The 17,703-nt window shown below is 60.7% G+C and carries 19 protein-coding genes; 12 read left to right on the top strand and 7 right to left on the bottom strand.

Going from position 1 to position 17,703, the window contains the following annotated elements; translation table 11 throughout:
* The first annotated feature begins 98 nt into the window (after positions 1 to 98).
* Both ACIQWP_RS05480 and ACIQWP_RS05475 read left to right on the top strand, forming a co-directional pair.
* Positions 99 to 1,178 carry a serine hydrolase domain-containing protein gene (locus ACIQWP_RS05480; protein WP_402783262.1) on the top strand — a complete coding sequence of 360 codons (1,080 nt, stop codon included), beginning with the start codon at positions 99 to 101 and terminating at the stop codon, positions 1,176 to 1,178.
* A gap of 10 nt (positions 1,179 to 1,188) precedes the next feature.
* Positions 1,189 to 1,317 (top strand): hypothetical protein, encoded by a 129-nt coding sequence (locus ACIQWP_RS05475; protein ID WP_402784401.1) that lies wholly within the window; start codon positions 1,189 to 1,191, stop codon positions 1,315 to 1,317.
* Positions 1,318 to 1,499: 182 nt separating this feature from the next.
* Here ACIQWP_RS05475 and ACIQWP_RS05470 read toward each other — a convergent pair whose 3' ends face one another.
* Complete coding sequence (locus ACIQWP_RS05470) at positions 1,500 to 2,309, bottom strand: SDR family NAD(P)-dependent oxidoreductase (protein ID WP_402783260.1); 810 nt, start codon at positions 2,307 to 2,309, stop codon at positions 1,500 to 1,502.
* A gap of 47 nt (positions 2,310 to 2,356) precedes the next feature.
* Here ACIQWP_RS05470 and ACIQWP_RS05465 point away from each other — a divergent pair, with 47 nt between their 5' ends.
* The gene (locus tag ACIQWP_RS05465; protein ID WP_402783258.1) at positions 2,357 to 2,737 is read left to right on the top strand and encodes a winged helix-turn-helix transcriptional regulator; all 381 of its coding nucleotides are present in this window, start codon (positions 2,357 to 2,359) and stop codon (positions 2,735 to 2,737) included.
* Between the two features lie 137 nt (positions 2,738 to 2,874).
* Positions 2,875 to 3,792, top strand: coding sequence for a PhzF family phenazine biosynthesis protein (locus ACIQWP_RS05460; RefSeq protein ID WP_402783255.1), 918 nt, complete (start codon positions 2,875 to 2,877; stop codon positions 3,790 to 3,792).
* 48 nt (positions 3,793 to 3,840) lie between these two features.
* On the opposite strand, the gene ACIQWP_RS05455 is transcribed toward ACIQWP_RS05460, so the two are convergent.
* The gene (locus tag ACIQWP_RS05455) at positions 3,841 to 4,002 is read right to left on the bottom strand and encodes a hypothetical protein (RefSeq protein ID WP_402783253.1); all 162 of its coding nucleotides are present in this window, start codon (positions 4,000 to 4,002) and stop codon (positions 3,841 to 3,843) included.
* Between the two features lie 227 nt (positions 4,003 to 4,229).
* Here ACIQWP_RS05455 and ACIQWP_RS05450 point away from each other — a divergent pair, with 227 nt between their 5' ends.
* From ACIQWP_RS05450 to ACIQWP_RS05435, 4 genes are all read left to right on the top strand, one after another.
* Complete coding sequence (locus tag ACIQWP_RS05450; RefSeq protein ID WP_402783251.1) at positions 4,230 to 5,504, top strand: MFS transporter; 1,275 nt, start codon at positions 4,230 to 4,232, stop codon at positions 5,502 to 5,504.
* Between the two features lie 29 nt (positions 5,505 to 5,533).
* The gene (locus ACIQWP_RS05445) at positions 5,534 to 5,725 is read left to right on the top strand and encodes a DUF1192 domain-containing protein (RefSeq protein ID WP_402783249.1); all 192 of its coding nucleotides are present in this window, start codon (positions 5,534 to 5,536) and stop codon (positions 5,723 to 5,725) included.
* 384 nt (positions 5,726 to 6,109) lie between these two features.
* Positions 6,110 to 6,625 (top strand): DUF1465 family protein, encoded by a 516-nt coding sequence (locus ACIQWP_RS05440; protein WP_069611865.1) that lies wholly within the window; start codon positions 6,110 to 6,112, stop codon positions 6,623 to 6,625.
* A 275-nt stretch (positions 6,626 to 6,900) separates the two neighbouring features.
* Complete coding sequence (locus ACIQWP_RS05435) at positions 6,901 to 8,838, top strand: GTP-binding protein (RefSeq protein WP_402783245.1); 1,938 nt, start codon at positions 6,901 to 6,903, stop codon at positions 8,836 to 8,838.
* A 75-nt stretch (positions 8,839 to 8,913) separates the two neighbouring features.
* On the opposite strand, the gene rpmE is transcribed toward ACIQWP_RS05435, so the two are convergent.
* Positions 8,914 to 9,135 carry a 50S ribosomal protein L31 gene (rpmE, locus tag ACIQWP_RS05430; protein WP_034503571.1) on the bottom strand — a complete coding sequence of 74 codons (222 nt, stop codon included), beginning with the start codon at positions 9,133 to 9,135 and terminating at the stop codon, positions 8,914 to 8,916.
* Positions 9,136 to 9,327: 192 nt separating this feature from the next.
* Here rpmE and ACIQWP_RS05425 point away from each other — a divergent pair, with 192 nt between their 5' ends.
* From ACIQWP_RS05425 to ACIQWP_RS05410, 4 genes are all read left to right on the top strand, one after another.
* The gene (locus tag ACIQWP_RS05425; RefSeq protein ID WP_402783242.1) at positions 9,328 to 11,130 is read left to right on the top strand and encodes an ABC transporter transmembrane domain-containing protein; all 1,803 of its coding nucleotides are present in this window, start codon (positions 9,328 to 9,330) and stop codon (positions 11,128 to 11,130) included.
* Between the two features lie 109 nt (positions 11,131 to 11,239).
* Entirely contained in the window at positions 11,240 to 11,428 is a 189-nt protein-coding gene (locus ACIQWP_RS05420) for a YegP family protein (RefSeq protein WP_068400257.1), read from the top strand.
* 248 nt (positions 11,429 to 11,676) lie between these two features.
* Positions 11,677 to 12,015 (top strand): YciI family protein, encoded by a 339-nt coding sequence (locus tag ACIQWP_RS05415; RefSeq protein ID WP_402783237.1) that lies wholly within the window; start codon positions 11,677 to 11,679, stop codon positions 12,013 to 12,015.
* 6 nt (positions 12,016 to 12,021) lie between these two features.
* On the top strand, positions 12,022 to 13,266 hold the full coding sequence (locus ACIQWP_RS05410) for an RNA polymerase sigma factor (protein WP_402783235.1): 1,245 nt from the start codon (positions 12,022 to 12,024) through the stop codon (positions 13,264 to 13,266).
* A 3-nt stretch (positions 13,267 to 13,269) separates the two neighbouring features.
* Here ACIQWP_RS05410 and ACIQWP_RS05405 read toward each other — a convergent pair whose 3' ends face one another.
* From ACIQWP_RS05405 to ACIQWP_RS05390, 4 genes are all read right to left on the bottom strand, one after another.
* Positions 13,270 to 14,301: a peptidoglycan -binding protein gene (locus ACIQWP_RS05405; RefSeq protein WP_402783233.1), complete on the bottom strand. Its 1,032-nt coding sequence runs from the start codon at positions 14,299 to 14,301 to the stop codon at positions 13,270 to 13,272.
* Positions 14,302 to 14,304: 3 nt separating this feature from the next.
* Complete coding sequence (locus tag ACIQWP_RS05400; RefSeq protein ID WP_047629077.1) at positions 14,305 to 15,348, bottom strand: hypothetical protein; 1,044 nt, start codon at positions 15,346 to 15,348, stop codon at positions 14,305 to 14,307.
* 135 nt (positions 15,349 to 15,483) lie between these two features.
* Positions 15,484 to 16,284 carry an inositol monophosphatase family protein gene (locus ACIQWP_RS05395; RefSeq protein WP_402783230.1) on the bottom strand — a complete coding sequence of 267 codons (801 nt, stop codon included), beginning with the start codon at positions 16,282 to 16,284 and terminating at the stop codon, positions 15,484 to 15,486.
* 191 nt (positions 16,285 to 16,475) lie between these two features.
* Complete coding sequence (locus ACIQWP_RS05390; protein WP_402783228.1) at positions 16,476 to 17,696, bottom strand: tetratricopeptide repeat protein; 1,221 nt, start codon at positions 17,694 to 17,696, stop codon at positions 16,476 to 16,478.
* Positions 17,697 to 17,703: the final 7 nt, after the last annotated feature.

The raw sequence follows: 17,703 nt of genomic DNA, 5'->3' as shown, positions 1-17,703 counted from the left end.
TCTTCTCTCCGACCGGACCGGACGCCGAAGCTTATGGTGAGAAACTCGGTTATCCCACAGGCCCGTCACTAAGCCCACCAATGGGCAAGCAGCAAAACATGATCGGCAACTTCAGCCACGCCGATCAACTGGCCCCGACACACACGATCGCTGCGGCCGAACGCCCACTGCCGCTGCTGCGCGCTGCGGCCGAGATTTCGGTCAAGTTCACGTTCGGTAAGGAAGCCGCCTCTTTGGCGAAATATCTCGACACCAATCCGACCACGGGATTGCTGATTGCACACAACGACACCATCCTGTTCGAGCACTATCAATATGGGCGCACCGATCGCGACCGCCTTGTCTCGCAATCCATGGCGAAGACATTGACCGGCATGATGATCGGGATTGCGATTTCCGAGGGTGCCATTCACTCCGTTGACGATACCGTGCAGACCTATGTGCCGGAGCTGAAAGGCACCGAAATGGGCAGCACGCCGATCCGCGCCTTGCTGCACATGGCCTCCGGCATTGCCTTCACCGAAAACTTCGGCAATCCCGACGACAATGTTCGGCTCAGCAACTCCTTGCTCGGCCCGGAAAGGCTCGATCCCATCACTGCCGTATCGCGGTTCAACAAGCGGGTCGCCGCGCCCGACACGGTCTGGCACTACAGCAACCTCGACACAGAAGGGCTGAGTCTCGTATTGACCCACGCCACCCATATGTCGATGTCGGACTATCTCCAGACCCGCATATGGCAGCCGATGGGTGCCGAAGCCAGCGCGAATTGGCAGGTCGACAGCACGGGCCAGGAAGTCGGCTACTGCTGCTTCAGCGCGACATTGCGCGACTACGCCCGCTTTGGCATGCTGCTCGCCCATGACGGTGCCTTGAACGGCCGCCAGATCATCCCGCGCCAATGGCTGCTGGACGCGACGCAGCCGGTCAAGCAAGGCTCGTTTCTTGCGGTCAATCACGAGACAAACCCGTGGGGCTACGGCTATCAGACCTGGCTCATGCCTGGTCCACGCCGCACGTTTTTTCTGGACGGTCGGGCAGGTCAGCGCATCCTCGTCGATCCGACAACGCATCTGGTTCTCGTTCACACCGCCGTACGGGCGAAGCCGGGCGATGTAGGCAGCGCCGAGCTGGTCGAGCTGTGGTCCAGTGTGCTGAAGCAGTTCCAGAACAATTGACGCAATCGTCATGCAGGCCGCAAACTCGCAAGGTGGCGTAAAGGTTGCCGCCGGCCAGCGTGCCTTCACCCACCGCGCCGAGATGAACTATCTCGCCGCCAAGGGCGACTGGACGAAAGCTCGCGAACAGGCCGCCTGATTTTAGGCAGCGTTCGAATGAACAAAGCCCCGGTCGCGCTGCGGTCGGGGCTTTTGGTTTTGGTGCCGCAACATAAATCTGAAGCACACTTCTTATGCCCTTTCCAACACAAGAGCAGGACAAACCCACAACTCGGTCTTCTGTGGCAAGGCCTCCAGACACCCTTCGCCAACCAATTCTCCCTAGATGGTCGGCAACATTCCGCCATCGAGCCTCAGATTGACGCCGGTTATGTACGCCGCTCGCGGACTGACTAGGAAGGAAACAGCATCGGCTATCTCTTCCAGGGTCCCCACGCGGCCTATGGGCACCTGGGCAAACATCGGTAGCACGGTCTGCTCGATCGTCTCCCACGGAGCGTCTCGCGCAAGCCCCTGTTCCACTGCAACCTCGCGAAACCGCATGTCTAGCCTCGCGCTGTGTATCGTGCCGGGCGACAGGGTATTCACTGTGACGCCGTCGGCCGCGACCGCTTTCGCCATGGAGGCTGTCATCGCATTCATGGCGGCCTTGCAGGCTGAGTAATCCGGCCTGGAGGCTGGCGGCATCAAACCGGCTAGGCTGGAAATGTTGACGACCCGTCCCCACTTGACCTGCCGCATTCTCGGCAACAGCAGGGTCGTTACTCTCACAGCGGCGAGAACGTTGCGGTCGTAGGCGGACGCCCATGAAGCGGCGCGGCTGTTCGTCCAATCCTCCGCCTCGCCCGATCCGCCGGCATTGTTGACTACGATATCTATCGGACCGGCAAGCGCCTGCGCCTCGTCGACGAGGCGCTGCACGTCCTCATCGATCGTGAGGTCCCCGACAACGGCACAGGCGCGTGCTCCTTCGGCGATGATGTCTTGGGCAACTCGCTCCGTCTGCGCCCTGTCGCGGCCGTGGACCACGACAACCGCCTTCTCGCGAGCCAGCCCTCTGGCGATCGCCTCTCCTATACCCTTGCTGCTGCCGGTGACGAGCGCCGTCTTGCCGTCCAGTTTCAAATCCATGACTTGGTACCTATCTTGAAGTCGATACCTCACAGAAGAACAGAACGATGATCGAGACAATTACGCACTTTAAAGTGCCTGTAGAACGTGAAGAACGATCAGTTTGCCTCGGTCCCGACGGGTCAGTGGCCCATGTTACCAGGATGCTTCGAATGATCAGCGGACGCTGGAAATTGCCGATCCTGTTTCGCCTTTTCGCGGAGCCATCGATGCGAACCTCGCAGTTGAAACGCGACATGCCGGGGATTTCGCAGAAGATGCTGACGCAACACCTGCGAGAGCTGGAGGATGACCGCCTTGTCGCAAGGCGAGACTTTGGCGAACAGCCGCCGCGCGTCGAATACCAGCTCACTGACGCCGGTCGCGGGCTGATGCCCGTCTTGATGGCCGCACGGGAGTTTTCAATACGTCATATCGCTGAAGGCTAGCTCCCCAACCTGTGCTTGGGCGCAACTCGAATCGCGTTGACGACCTGAACTTGTCACCGGCACAAGTTCTCGCATTCAGCCTCGCTCGACCTGCGGCTATATCCTTGGCAGTCCAATGAAAGCCATCGGGAGCCGTCATGAACACCGTCGCCTATGTCACCGTCGATGTCTTCACCTCGGAGCGTTTCGTCGGCAATCCACTGGCGGTCATTCCCGATGCCCGTGGCCTCAGCGGCGACGCCATGCAGAAGATCGCAACCGAGTTCAACTACGCGGAAACGACCTTCGTGCTGCCGCCGGAAAATCCGGATCATACGGCCCGCGTCCGTATCTTCACGCCGACGACTGAAGTTCCCTTTGCCGGCCACCCCAACGTCGGCACCGCCTTTGCGCTTGGCCAGCAAAGGGAGATCCTCGGCAAGCCTGTGGCTGACAAGATGACCTTCGAGGAGGATGCCGGCCTGGTGAATGTTACCTTGCTGCGCAGCGGTGAAGACGTCACCGGCGCCAGCATACGCGCGCCGGCGCCGCTCACGATTGGCGAGACCGTTGCCGATGAGCTGATTGCCCGCTGCGTTCAAATCGACCCGCGATCGATCCTCCGGACAACGCATGCGCCGACATTTGCCTCCGTCGGCCTACCCTTTGCCTTTGCGGAGCTGGACAGCCTCGATACGCTCGGCAAGGCTCAACCGAATGCAGCTATCTTCGCCGAAGCCGCAGCAAGGCATAAGGAAGACAAGACCGGCTTCTCGCTCTTTCTCTACACGCGCTCGGCCGAGAGCCCGTGGCATATCCGTGCCCGCATGTTCGCGCCGCTCGACAACGTCACCGAAGACCCAGCCACCGGCAGCGCTTCGGCGGCGCTCGGCGCCTATCTGACCTCGCTGCTCTCAGCCCGCGATGCCGAGGTCAAGATCACCATAGAACAGGGTGTCGAGATGGGGCGGCGCAGCCTGATCAATGTCGATGTCAGCAAATCCGCCGGCACGGTAAACGAAGTCTTGCTCTCCGGCAGCTGCGTCCACGCCATGCGTGGCGAGATCCTGCTTTAAGCTTCGGTTGCGCTGCGCCCAAAAGGCCAAATCGGCGCTTAAAACGCCCTAAAACGTCTCGTTGATGATCAGCGCGATCGTCCAGACGGCAAAGGCGAAGATGGCGATCTTCCAGAAGTCGGCCCTGCGCTTCAGGCCCGGCAGCCCCAAAGGCTTGATGATATGCACCGCCATGGCGAGCAGGAGCAGCACCGCTATGGCTTTTGTCACGCTATTTTTCCCCGTTTATGCAAGAGTGAGAGCAGCCGAGACCAAAAACCGCTGCGCGGCTTTCGCGATCATGCTCTAATCGCCATAGGACGGACATTTTTCCGCGCCAACAGACTGTTTCTACAGGCCGATAACGGCAATCCGGGACACAATCAATAGCGAAAGCAGGCAGGGAGGGATTCCTGCCTTATCGGTTCCTTAAGCGGAGCCGCATGAAGGTGGGGAGCATGAAAAGAAACATATTGCCCATATTGGCCCTGTTGTTCGGCACGCTCTTCCTGTTTACGGGAAACGGCCTGCATAGCCTCCTGCTGCCGGTGCGCGGCACGGCGGAAGGCTATGCGACGACGACACTCGGCCTGCTCGGCACGACCTGGGCGACCGGCTTCGTGCTCGGTTGCCTGACGGCGCCGAAGCTGGTCAGGCGCATCGGTCATGTCCGCGCCTTTTCGGGCTTCATCTCCGTCATCGCCATCATCGCGCTGTTGACCGGCATCATCGTCGATCCGATCTGGTGGGTGGCGTTGCGCGCCGTCACCGGCTTCTGCACCGCCGGCACCTCGATGATTATCGAGAGCTGGCTCAACGAGCGCGCCACCAACGAAAGCCGCGGCGCGATCTTTTCGCTCTATATCGGCATCACGCTGATCGGCGCCGTCGCCGGCCAGATGATGGTCCCCTTCGCCGACATCCATACGCCCATCCTCTTCATGATGTGCGGCATCTGCTATTGCGTCGCCATGCTGCCGACCACGCTGTCGACCGCCGCCTCCCCGCAGCCGCTCAAGGCCGTCAGCCTTGACCTGAAGGCGCTCTACCGCAATTCGCCCGTCGCCTCGATCGGTATCCTGCTCGTCGGCATCGCCAACGGCGCATACGGCACCCTGGGCGCCGTCTTCGGCGCCAATGCCGGCCTTTCCGAGAGCGATATCGCGTTGATGATGAGCTTGACCATCTTTGCCGGCGCCGTCATGCAGCTACCGGCCGGCCGCCTTTCCGATCGCATCGACCGCCGCTATGTGCTGGCGGGAATGGCGGCGGTCGCCGCACTCGACGGCCTCCTGCTCTTCCTTTTGAAGCCGGGCAGCCCCTTCTTCCTCATCGGCATGGTCGTCGTCTATGGCGCGGTCGCCAACACGCTCTATCCGATCGCTGTCGCCCATGCCAACGACTTCGCCGCGCCGGAGGATTTCGTCAAGGTTTCGGGAGGCCTGCTGCTGCTCTATGGCATCGGTACGATCATCGGCCCGACGCTGAGCGGCCCGGTCATGTCCTCCATCGGCCCCTACTCGCTGTTCTTCGTGACCGCCATCGCGCATGTACTGATCACGGCCTATTCGATCTTCCGCAGCCGCCGTCGCGCCGCCAAACCCGCCAGCGATCGCGACGCCTACACGACCATGCCATCCGCCAATGCGCAGATGATCACGCCGGAGAGCATGACGCTTGCGCGCAGTGACACTTCAAAAAAGGACGATATATCTGTAAATTACGGCACCTGATCCCGTTTGAAGGGAAAGGAGGAGCCGAAATGAGCATTTTCGACGATGATCGCCCGAAGCAACCGTCCGCCCACGAGATCGGCAGCGATCTGTCGCTGCTATCAGTGGACGAGCTGAAAAGCCGCGTAAGCCTGCTCCAGGGCGAAATCGCCCGGCTGGAAGAGGAAATCGCCACCAAGGCCTCCGGCCGCAAGGCGGCGGATAGCCTTTTCCGTTTCTGAAGCGCTTGTTCCAGGACGCCTGCCGCAGCACAAAATCTGTGCGGCGCAGTCCTGGATTAAGGCATGTTCAACTGAATATTAAGCTTTACGACATATTACTATGACCATCCAGATTCGCTCTGGACTCAGACAGTTCCTCCACTTGGCGAATTGGTCTGATTTTTCTCCCTGTTTTACCTTGAGAGCCGCTTTTGCGGCTCTTCTTTTTTGTCCTGTATCACGGACCCCGCCGAAACTGTGGAGATTAACCCTTTCTTAAGAATCGCCTTGCGAATTTCAGTTAAAACAACCATCTTAAAGTCATAAAAGCGGATGCCGAAAGCTCTTAGGGACTTGACCGGCTTTTCCTGAACAAAAGTGTTGCGTGAAGCAGGGATTTATTCGATGTCGGAACTTGGGTTGAACACGATCAGCTTTGCTGGCCATGCCGCATCGTCGGCGCAGTTCAGGGCACTATATTCTGAAGGCATGTCGCTGGTCGAGGAAACCGCAGGCTATCTCGATGGCCAGGGCCGCGCAGCCTCCAAGGTTCTGCCGCGCATGGCCTCCGTGCTCTACGCCGCCGAATCCATGCGGTTGACCACCCGCCTCATGCAGATGGCCTCCTGGCTGCTTTTGCAGCGCGCCGTCAACAATGGCGAAATGTCCCGCGATCAGGTGCTGGCCGAAAAGAACAAGGTTCGCCTCGACGGCTTCAACGTCGATCGCACGGCACCCGGCTGGAACGATCTGCCGGAATCCTTCCGCGATCTCGTCGAGCGCTCGCTGCGCCTGCAGAACCGCGTCGCCATCCTCGATCGCGAAATCTACCGTCCGACGGAAGCTGCCATCGTTCCGGACAACCAGAACAGCGTCAAGGCGCAGTTGACCTTGCTGCAGACCGCATTCGGCGGCAACTAAGCGTTAGACCATCCGCAATGACTTTGAACCGGTCGCGCCTGGCGCGACCGGTTTTGTTTTGGCAATCCAACACGCAGAAAAGCCACATGAAGCCTAAGCCCAGGGTAGAAAACGGGCAAAGCTTGACGGATTCCGCGAAACATCTGTAGAAATGACGGTCTGTTTCTCCCGATCGGAGAGACAGACAAGCCGATATCGAACATGCTTGGAGGACCCAATGCGCCGACTCACTTCTCACGAAAATCAAATCCGAAATTCTGAGAAGATGATGGACCATGCGCACATTGAATCTGGGCATTCTCGCCCATGTAGACGCGGGCAAGACTAGCCTTACCGAACGGCTCCTTTTCGACACCGGCGTTATCGCCAAGCTCGGCAGCGTTGACGCCGGCAACACGCAGACCGATAGTCTCGAGCTCGAAAGACAGCGCGGCATCACCATCGCCGCCGCGGTGGTTTCCTTCACCATCGGCGATGTGTTGGTGAACCTCATCGACACACCAGGCCATCCAGACTTCATCGCCGAGGTCGAGCGAGTGCTGCAGCTGCTCGATGCAGCCGTGGTCGTTGTGTCGGCGGTCGAGGGCGTGCAATCGCAAACCCGCGTGCTCGTGCGGGCCTTGCGGCGTCTCGGCATCCCCTTCGTGTTCTTCATCAATAAGGTCGACCGCCTCGGCGCGCGTTACGATGAGGTTCTTGAGGATCTTTCGACCCATCTGTCGGTTCGCCCTATTGCGATGTCTGATATCAGCGAGGCCGGCGGCAGGCTCGTCGGGGTGGAGGATGTCGATATCGGAAGCAATCCTCATGTCTCGCCTCTATGCGAGGCGCTTGCGGCGCACGATGAGGAATTGCTTGAGGACTATGTCCTGACACCCGAGCGCCTGACGAAGGAAAGGCTGGAGCATATCCTTGCCGATCAGGTGGCAAGAGCTTTGATCCATCCGGCATTTGCCGGCGTGGCGACGACGGGTCTCGGCGTCCCCGCCCTGATATCGGCAATCGAGACATTGCTGCCGAGCCGCAGGCCGAACCCGGATGGACCTGTCTCCGGCACAGTCTTCAAGATCGAGCGCGGATGGGGTGGGGAGAAGCTTGCCTATCTCCATCTGGCATCGGGCACGATCAAGGTTCGCGACGATCTGGCGCTGCCAAACGGCCCGGCAAAGGTCAGCAGCATCCAGCTTTTCCGAGACGGTCGGGCAGACAAGGTCACCCATATGAGCGCGGGGCAGATCGCCAAGGTCGGCGGGCTCGCCAATGCCCGCATCGGCGATTGGATCGGCACGGAAACTCCAGCCGGCACTCTTCGTCATTTTGCTCCACCCACCCTGGAAACCCGCATCCGGCCGATGCGTCCCTCCGAAAACGCGGCACTCTGGCTCGCCCTTGCCCAGCTCTCGGAGCAGGACCCGCTCATCAACTTGCGTACCAATGAGGAAACCGGCGACATCTATGTCTCGCTTTACGGCGAGGTGCAGAAGGAAGTCATCCAGGCAACCTTATCGAGTGAATTCGGCCTGGATACCGTCTTCGAGGAAAGCACCGTCATCTATGTCGAGAGGCCGGTTGGAACCGGGAACGCTATCGAGATGATCTTCAGGGAACCCAATCCGTTCTTGGCCACGGTCGGGTTGCGTGTCGAACCGAGGCCAGAAGGCGCCGGCAATAGCTTTGCCTTGGAGGTGGATGTGGGCCAGATGCCCGCAAGCTTCTATCGCGCCGTCGAGGAAGCCACGCTCGAGACACTGAAGGAAGGGCTCTTCGGCTGGCAGATCATCGACTGCCATGTCGCCATGACGGCGGCTCGACAGACTTCGCCGGCGAGCACGGCGGTCGACTTTCGCAAGCTGACGCCGCTGGTGCTGGCATCGGCGCTTTCCTCAGCGGGCACGATCATATGCGAGCCGATCGAGTATTTTCACATCGAAATACCGGCAACGGCACTGGCAGGCGTGCATGGCCTGCTCGCAAAATCCGGTGCATCGACGAAAAAATCGCTGATCGACGATGGCGTGGCGCGGCTTGAGGGCACGGTAGCGTCGTCCATGATCCAGACCATTCAAAGACCGCTGCCGGGATTGTCAGGTGGCGCGGGCGTCCTCGATCATGCCTTCGATCACTATGCGCCGCTGACCGGTCCGCAGCCTTTGCGAGAGCGCACGGGCGTAAACCCATTCGACCGTGCCGATTACCTGCGGCGCATGCGATGAAGCGCCGAGGCATTAGTTCAACGCAGAAAAGCCCGGCAAAACCGGGCTTTTTTCAGACAGAAAATCGCAATGCGATTAGATGCCGAGACCGCCGAAGCGCTTGTTGAACTTCGAAACGCGACCGGCGCGGTCCATCATCTGCTGATTGCCGCCGGTCCAAGCCGGATGGGACTTGCTGTCGATTTCGAGGTTCATGACAGCGCCTTCAGAACCCCAGGTCGAGCGGGTTTCATATTCGGTGCCGTCGGTCATGACTACCTTGATCGTGTGGTAGTCGGGATGGATGTTGGCCTTCATAACAATCTTCCTGTCATGCCAGGGTCCATTTGTCGCAAGCCATTGCGGCAACCGAACCGATTGAATAAATGAAGCCGCAGTCCGCTAAAGGCCACGGCTTCCAATTAAGATGGCGTGCCTATACATGAAGGCTGCGGCGATAACAAGGGGCGAAACGCCGAGTCCCTTGCGGATATGGGGATTGGAGACGACTTGTCAGAGACTGGCCAGGCTGAGGAAACGAAAAACCGATCAATCCGTCCTCTCGGGCGACTTGCGCCATATATCAGGCGTTATCGAGGCATGGTGGCCGGGGCATTCATATCGCTCGTCATCGCCGCGGTTACGTCGCTTGCCCTGCCGGTCGCCGTCCGCCGCATGATCGACCACGGCTTCGATGTGGCCGACCGCGGTCTGATCGACAGCTATTTCGTCGCAATCATGATCATGGCCCTGCTGCTCGCCGCGGCAAGCGCGCTGCGCTACTATTTCGTCATCTCCATCGGTGAGCGCATCGTCTCCGACATGCGCCGCGAGGTCTTCGACCACGTCACGCGGCTGTCGCCCTCCTTCTTCGACGTCAATCAATCCGGCGAGATCGTCTCGCGGCTGACGGCGGACACGACCCAGATCAAGTCTGCGGTCGGCGCCACAGCCTCCGTCGCGCTGCGCAACCTCATCCTCTGTCTCGGCGCCATGGTGATGATGATCTTCACAAGCCCGAAGCTGTCGAGCATCGTGCTGATCGCCATTCCGATCATCGTCCTGCCGCTTTTCAGCTTCGGACGCTCCGTGCGCAAGCGCTCGCGTGCCGCACAGGAGACCCTTGCGCAGGCATCGGCCTATGCCAACGAGACCATCGCGGCCAACCGCACCATTCAGGCCTATAACGGCGAAGATGCCGCCGCATTACGCTACGGCAGCGCCGTCGAGGACGCCTATCAGGCGGCGCGCGCGGCGATCAGATCCCGCTCGCTGCTGACGGGTTTTGCCATTGCCATGGTCTTTGGCAGCATCGTCGCCGTTCTTTGGGTCGGTGCGCAGAACGTTCTCGCGGGCACGATGTCGGCCGGCACGCTCGGCCAGTTCCTGCTCTATTCCGTCATCGCCGGCTCCTCGCTCGGTTCGCTGTCGGAAGTCTGGGGCGAGCTTTCGCAAGCTGCAGGCGCTGCCGATCGCCTGGGCGAGCTGCTTGCCGAAGTATCGCCGATCGCGCCTCCGGCAAATCCCCTGCCCTTGCCGCAGCCGCCGCAGGGCCGCGTGGAATTCTCCGACGTCCATTTCTTCTACCCGTCACGGCCAGGCAGATCCGCGCTGCACGGGCTCTCTTTCTCGGTGAAGCCGGGCGAGACTGTCGCGATCGTTGGCGCCTCGGGCGCCGGCAAGAGCACCATCTTTTCGCTGTTGCTGCGCTTCTACGATCCGCAGAAGGGCCGCGTCGCCCTGGATGGCGTCGATGCGCGTGATGTCCTGCCGGATGCCTTGCGCGAGCGCATCGCGATCGTGCCGCAGGACACCACGATCTTTGCCGCCTCGATCCACGACAATATCGCCTTCGGCCGGCCTGGCGCCTCCCGCGACGAAGTACGCGCCGCCGCCGTCGCGGCGCAGGCGGACGAATTCATTTCTCGCCTGGAGAGTGGATACGACACCCAGGTCGGCGAGCGCGGTATCACCCTTTCCGGCGGCCAGCGCCAGCGTATCGCCATTGCCCGCGCCATCCTGAAGAACGCGCCGATCCTCCTGCTCGACGAGGCAACGTCCGCCCTCGACGCCGAAAGCGAGACCCTGGTTCAGAAGGCACTGGAAGGTCTGATGGAAGCCCGCACGACGCTCGTCATTGCCCACCGTCTGGCAACCGTGCTCAAGGCAGACCGCATTCTGGTGCTGGATCAGGGCCGCATCGTCGAGGAAGGCACGCATCAAAGCTTGATCCGCCACGGCGGCATCTACGCCAAGCTTGCGCGCCTGCAATTCGACGCCGGCATCGAGGAACATATGCTCGCCGCGAAATAGCGATAACCGGGCAAATCATGCCCAATACAACCTTGTAGAAATAGCTTCGAAATTGCGTTAGATTTTCAACGTTATCCCGCGCTGACGCGATTCTAGGAGACGAGAAACCATGTATAAATTTGAAGTCTACAAGGACAAGGCCGGCGAGTTTCGCTTCCGCTTCAAAGCTTCGAACGGCGAAACCATGTTCGGTTCCGAAGGCTACAAGGCGAAAGCTTCGGCCCTGCATGCGATCGAATCGATCAAGGCCCATGTCGGCGGCGCCGTCATCGACGACCAGACCATCGCCACCGCATAATATCTCGCGTCACACATTCGCTGCAAAGCCACTCGCGGCCGGCTGCCCTTTGGGCATGCCGGCCGTTTTGTCTTATCGAGAATAAATTTCAGAAATCCGAACACTTCTGTCGAAATCATCCTTGCCCGAGGCTCATTGTATCGAAGCGGCAGGACGCCGTTTCGCGGGCGGCGTTGCTCATTCTGGAATCAGGTCCACAATGATGCGCCGACCGGTCTCCAGCCAAAACAGCGAGTGGGAGTAGCTCCATGCAATATGCCTTGATCATCCGAGAAGCACCCGAGGATTTCAAACGCCGCGAAGATCCCGTCTACAAGAACGGCTGGGTCGCCTATACCCAGGCCCTTGTCCAGGCCGGCATCATGACCGGTGGCGCCGGCCTGACCCCGCCCGAGACGGCAACCGTCATCCGCCGCCGCGGCGAGGATCACGATGTCCAGGACGGCCCCTTCCCCGAAGGCAAGGAACAGCTTGGTGGCTTCTATCTGATCGACGTGCCGGATCTCGACGCGGCGCTGGAATGGGCCGTGCGGGTGCCGATCTCGCAGCATGGCTCGGTCGAAGTCCGGCCGCGCCTGCAGATGTAGACCTTCATGCTATCCGATGCCCAGCGTGCCACCGAACAGGTGGCGCGCCAATCCTATGGCAAGCTGATCGCCTTTCTCGCCGCACGCTCGCATGATGTGCCGGCGGCGGAAGATGCCTTGTCGGAGGCGATTGCGGCAGCGCTGCGCAGTTGGCCCGAACGCGGCATTCCCGACAGCCCGGAAGCCTGGCTGCTTGTCGTTGCTCGCCGCAATCTGCTTCACAGCGCCCGACATGAAACTGTCAAAGCCGCGGGCCGCGCCAGGATAGCAATGGCGATGGAGGAAGCGGAAGAGCGCATGAACGCGGATCATCAGGTCTTTCCGGACGAACGACTGAAACTGCTCTTTGCCTGTGCTCATCCCGCGATCGACGCCTCCGTTCACGCAGCATTGATGCTTCAAACAGTGCTCGCCATCGATGCGGCCACCATAGCAAAGGCCTTCATCGTGTCGCCTCAGGCCATGAGCCAGAGGCTCGTGCGGGCAAAGATCAAAATCCGCGAAGCGCGCATCCCCTTCAGCATTCCCGAGCAGCCCGTGCTGCCGGAGCGGTTGACGGGCGTGCTTACGGCTATCTATGCCGCCTATGGCCTCGGATGGGAGGGGCTCGGAGACAGCGAAAAGCAAGGCTCTCTGGCGGACGAAGCCATCTGGCTAGGCCGCGCGCTGTATGCAACCCTGCCGCAGGAACCGGAAGCAATCGGCCTGCTGTCGCTCATGCTTTATAGCCACTCCCGCCATGGCGCCAGGCGCGATGCGAACGGACAATACGTCCCTCTCGATGAACAGGAGACGGATCTCTGGAATACAGAAATGATCGTCGAGGCCGACAAGCTGCTGCGAAAAGCTGGCGCATTCGGCCGTTTCGGCCCGTTCCAGTGCCAGGCGGCGATTCAATCCGTGCATGCCGAACGGCGACGGTCCGGCACCACCGACTGGCACGCGCTTGCCAAGCTTTACGAGGCGCTCCTGATGATGAAGCCGACGACAGGCGCACGCATCAGCCAGGCAGCCGTTGTCGCCAAGGTAAGAGGCCCTGGCGCGGGGCTGGATCTCCTGAACCGGATGGCCGCACGCGATATCGCCAGCTATCAACCCTATTGGGCCGTTCGCGCTCATCTGCTCGCCGAAGCCGGCGACACGGACAATGCGACGATCGCTTACCGCTCGGCGATCGGATTGAGCGGCAGTGAAGCAGTGCGGCAATTTCTGCTGCGGCGCCTTGAACTCATCTCGCCGATCAGCGACTGACGATTATTTTTCAGTCAGCTTCAGCTCGATACGGCGGTTGGTGGCGCGAGCATCCGGCGTATCGCCAGGGGCGATCGGCTGGAATTCGCCGAAGCCTGCGGCAACAAGCCTGTCGGCGGGAACGCCCTGCGAGATCAGGAACTTGACGACGGCGATGGCGCGTGCCGAAGACAGCGCCCAGTTATCGGGATAACGGCCAGTTCCCGAAAGCGGTACATTGTCCGTATGTCCGTCGACGCGCAGCACCCAGTTGATTTCAGGCGGAATTTCTTTGGCGAGATCAATGAGAGCCGCCGCAAGCTTGGCCATCTCCGTCTGGCCGGCCGGATTGAGATCGGCCGATCCGGACGGGAACAGCACTTCGGATTGGAATACGAAACGATCGCCGACGATACGGATATTGTCCCGGTCGGAAAGGATTTCGCGCAGGCGGCCAAAGAAGTCGGAGCGATAGCGGTTCAGTTCCTGCACTCGCTGCGCCAGCGCCACGTTCAAACGCCGCCCGAGATCGGCGATCTTCACCTGCGACGATTGATCCTTGGACTCGGACGCCTGAAGCGCCGCCTCGACCGCAGCAATCTGGCTGCGCAGAGCGGCAATCTGCTGATTGAGGAGGTCGACCTGGCTCAGCGCCCGCGCGCTCACCTGCTTCTGCTCATCGAGATCCTGCGAAAGCGAACCCACACGCTGCTCCGCTGCCTGGCTGCTGCCGGAACCGGCAGCAAGCAGGGACTGCAGCCGCGAGCGCTCGCTCTCCGCCGCTGACAGCGATGCCTGCAGATTGGCGACGGCATCCTCCAGATCCTGCTTGCCGCCCTTTTCCAGCGCCAGCTGCTGCACCAGATCGTTGATGCGGCTGTTGAGACGGTTGAGCACCTCGTCACGCCCGGAAATTTCACGGCTGAGGATGAACTGGCCGACGACGAACACCGTCAGCAGGAACATGATGGCCATCAGCAGCGTGGACAGCGCATCGACGAAACCGGGCCAGTAGTCGACGCTTCTCTGGTGGCGTCGGTTGCGGGCGAGCGCCATGGCCTACTTGCTCCCGGTCTTCTCGGTGTGGCTGATGCGGTCGGCGAGACGATCGAGCGTGCGACGCATCGATTTGGCCTCTTCCTGCTGCGCTTCGATCCAGTCACGCAGCATCTGCTGTTCGTTGCGCATGTTCTTGACCAGTCCCTGAATGCCTTCGGCAAGGTTGGCCATGGCCGTCACCGAGCGCTGGCCGCCGCCTTCATCGGCAATCTTGCGCAGATAGTCCGACAGCGCCCGCACGTCCTCCGAAGAGGCGCCGGCAGCATTTTCGATGACGGGCGCGATATCCGAGCCGACATCGGTGACGGAGGAAAGCCAGTTTTCGAGCTCGGTATAGAAGCGGTTCTGCGCGCGGCCGGCCTGCAGATCGAGAAAGCCGAGAATCAGCGAGCCGGAAAGACCGAGCAGCGAGGACGAGAAGGCCGTGCCCATGCCGACCAGCGGGCCGGAAAGGCCCGACTTCAGGGCGCTCAGAATATCGCCGCTGTCGCCGGTGCCGGCATCGAGGCCCTGGATGACGTCATTGATCGAGCCGATGGTGCCGATCAGACCCCAGAAGGTGCCGAGCAGGCCGAGAAAGACGAGGAGGCCGATGAGATAGCGCGAGGTATCGCGCGATTCGTCGAGGCGGGTGGCGATCGAGTCGAGGATCGAGCGCAGCGTTGCCGTGGAAAGCTGCATCGCGCGACGGTTGCCGAGCAGCGCCCGCATCGGCGCCAACAGCCGCGGGTTGCGGCCAACCTTGTCGGCATTGCCGACAGCGCGGAAATGATTGAACCAGCGAACCTCCGGCCTCAGCATCAGCACATGGTTGAAGACCAGCAGGATGCCGACGACGAGAACGCCGACGATCAAGCCGTTGAGGCCGGGATTGTGGAGGAAGGCAACCTGGGCCTGACGGAACAGGATGGCCACGATGAAGCCGACGATGACGAGGAAAAGAACCATCGTCCAGAAGAAGGCCATCGGGCTTGAGAGCTTGTAGGCGTAGCTGCCCGACACGTTGTCGGTCGACCCCAGATCCGCCAATTTCACATTTTCCATCACACGCTCCGCCAACGCATCTTCCGCAGGCGGAGACTAGAGCAACATTGTGCCGAATTGAAGAGACGGAAAGCACAAAACAGCCCGTTGGCAACAGACTGTTTTGTCATTCGAAAAAGCGAATGGGGGAATGGCTTACTTCGTCGGGATCGGTCGCTTAACCACTTCGGCGAGTGCCTTCTGGATATGCTCATTGCCGCAGATGATCGAATTCGTGCCGAGCATGTCCGTGCCGCCATGGAAATCCGAAACGAAGCCGCCGGCTTCGCGGATGAGCAGAATGCCGGCAGCGATGTCCCAGGGAGACAGGCCGGTTTCCCAGAAGCCGTCGAAACGACCCGCCGCCACATAGGCGAGATCAAGCGATGCCGAGCCGACACGGCGAACGCCGGCAACTTCGCCCATGACGTGGCGCAGCTCGACCAGGAACTTGCCGTGATTGCCGCGGCCGAGATGCGGGACACCACAACCAATGACGCTATCCGACAGAACGCGGCGCGAGGCTACGCGCAAGCGGCGATCATTGAGGAATGCACCACCGCCGCGTTCGGTCGTGTAGAGTTCGTCGGTGGCCGGATTGAAGATAACGCCGGCAACGATCTCGTCGTTGCGCTCGAGCGCGATCGAAACGGCGAACATCGGAATGCCGTGCAGGAAGTTGGTGGTGCCGTCGAGCGGATCGACGATCCAGCGATGGGCACCGTCCGTGCCCTTGACCTCTTCGCCTTCCTCACCGAGGAAACCGTAGGTCGGACGTGCCTTCATCAGTTCGTCGCGGATGATCTTCTGCGCCTTCAGATCCGCCTGGCTGACGAAATCGCCCGGACCCTTCACCGACACCTGCAGGTTCTGCACTTCGCCGAAATCGCGGCTGAGCGACTTGCCTGCCTTAAGGGCAGCCTGAACCATGACATTGAGAAGAGCAGAACGGGCCATCGGGATTCCTTGGATAATGCACAAAGCGCTGACCGGGCCCGAAAGCAGGCCCCGACGGAGCGGGAGCGTCAGCGGAAATAAAAGATTGGCGGCCTCAAGACCATAAAATCGGGGGAATTTCAAGTGGTGAGGCTACGGCAGGCGCAAACTGACGTCAGATCGGCGCCGATAAGGCTGAATTCGACATCGTCCTACCGCGCCCGCCGATACTTGTTGGCGGCGTCGATGGCCGCCTTCTGCTGGTAATCCTCGATGCCCTGGTAGAAATCCTCGAGTTCAGGGTCCTTGAGGCCGGCGCGGCGGGAAATAACATACCAGGTCGCCCCCGCCACCCGGTCCTGCTTGGTGCCGATAGCGTTGATATAAAGGTGCGCCAGCTTGTTTTGCGCGACGACGTTGCCGCGATAGGCGGCGACGCGCATCCAGTTGAAGCCGTTTTCGAGATCCTGCTTGCCGCCCGTGCCGTTGATGAGCCAGAGGCCCATATCGAGCTGTGCGGTATCGAAGCCGGCATTGGCAGCGCGCGACAGCCATTCGCGCGCGCGCGCCTTCTTTTCCGGCGGCAGGTCGGGAAGGTTGAGATAGAGCTGCGAGACGGCATATTGCGCGTCGGCAATGCCCTGCTCGGCGGATTTCTCATAATAGGGAAGCGCCATCTGCAGGCCCTTCAGCCCGGGATTTTCCGCCGTCAACATCTGGGCTACGTTGAATTCGGCCGAAGGCTGACCCGCTTCGGCCGCCTTCTTCATCCAGTCGTCGGCCTTCTTCTGATCGCGGGGCACATCGCGCCCTTCCATCAGGATCAGCGCGTATTTGAACATCGACGTGGGATCGCCGCCCTCGGCGGCCTTGCTGTACCAGAAGGCCGCATCCTTGGTGTCGCGCTTGACCCCCAAGCCCTGCGTCATCAGCTCGGCAATGAGGGTCTGCGCGGCCGGATCGCCAAGCTGTGCCCGCGGCAATGCCCTCTGAAAGGCGGTCAGGTAATAGCCGCGCTGGAAGGCGCCATAGGCGTCATCCACCTTGCCTTTGAAAGGTTTTTCCGGCGGCAGGTCGGGCAAGTTTGCCCCCATGCGCTCGAAAACGCCGACACCTTGGGATGGCTTGATATCGCTGTCGGCCTTCGGTTCGGCGCCCGGCTGGATTTTTTCGCTCTTGAAGGTGCCCGCATCGGCGCCCAAAGGCCGCGTCATGACGTTGTCGTTACGCTGCGGTGCATCCGGCACGGTAGAGTCGTCATCGGATTGTGCGTTGTCGTCCGGGCGCGCGCCCTTGTCCGCCGGCTGCGAAACGCCCGGCAGCGACGTATCGCCGTTACCCGATTGGGCTACAGCCAAAAATGGAAATGCCACAAGCCCGGCTGCAAGCACGGCAAGAAAGGATCGATGGCGGAATCGAGGCGTCGACGACATGAATCGC

Source organism: Rhizobium sp. NPDC090279 (assembly GCF_044769665.1).
GTDB lineage: Bacteria > Pseudomonadota > Alphaproteobacteria > Rhizobiales > Rhizobiaceae > Rhizobium.
The sequence above is the reverse complement of the archived record's forward strand: the minus strand, read 5'-3'. Positions and strand labels throughout refer to the sequence as shown.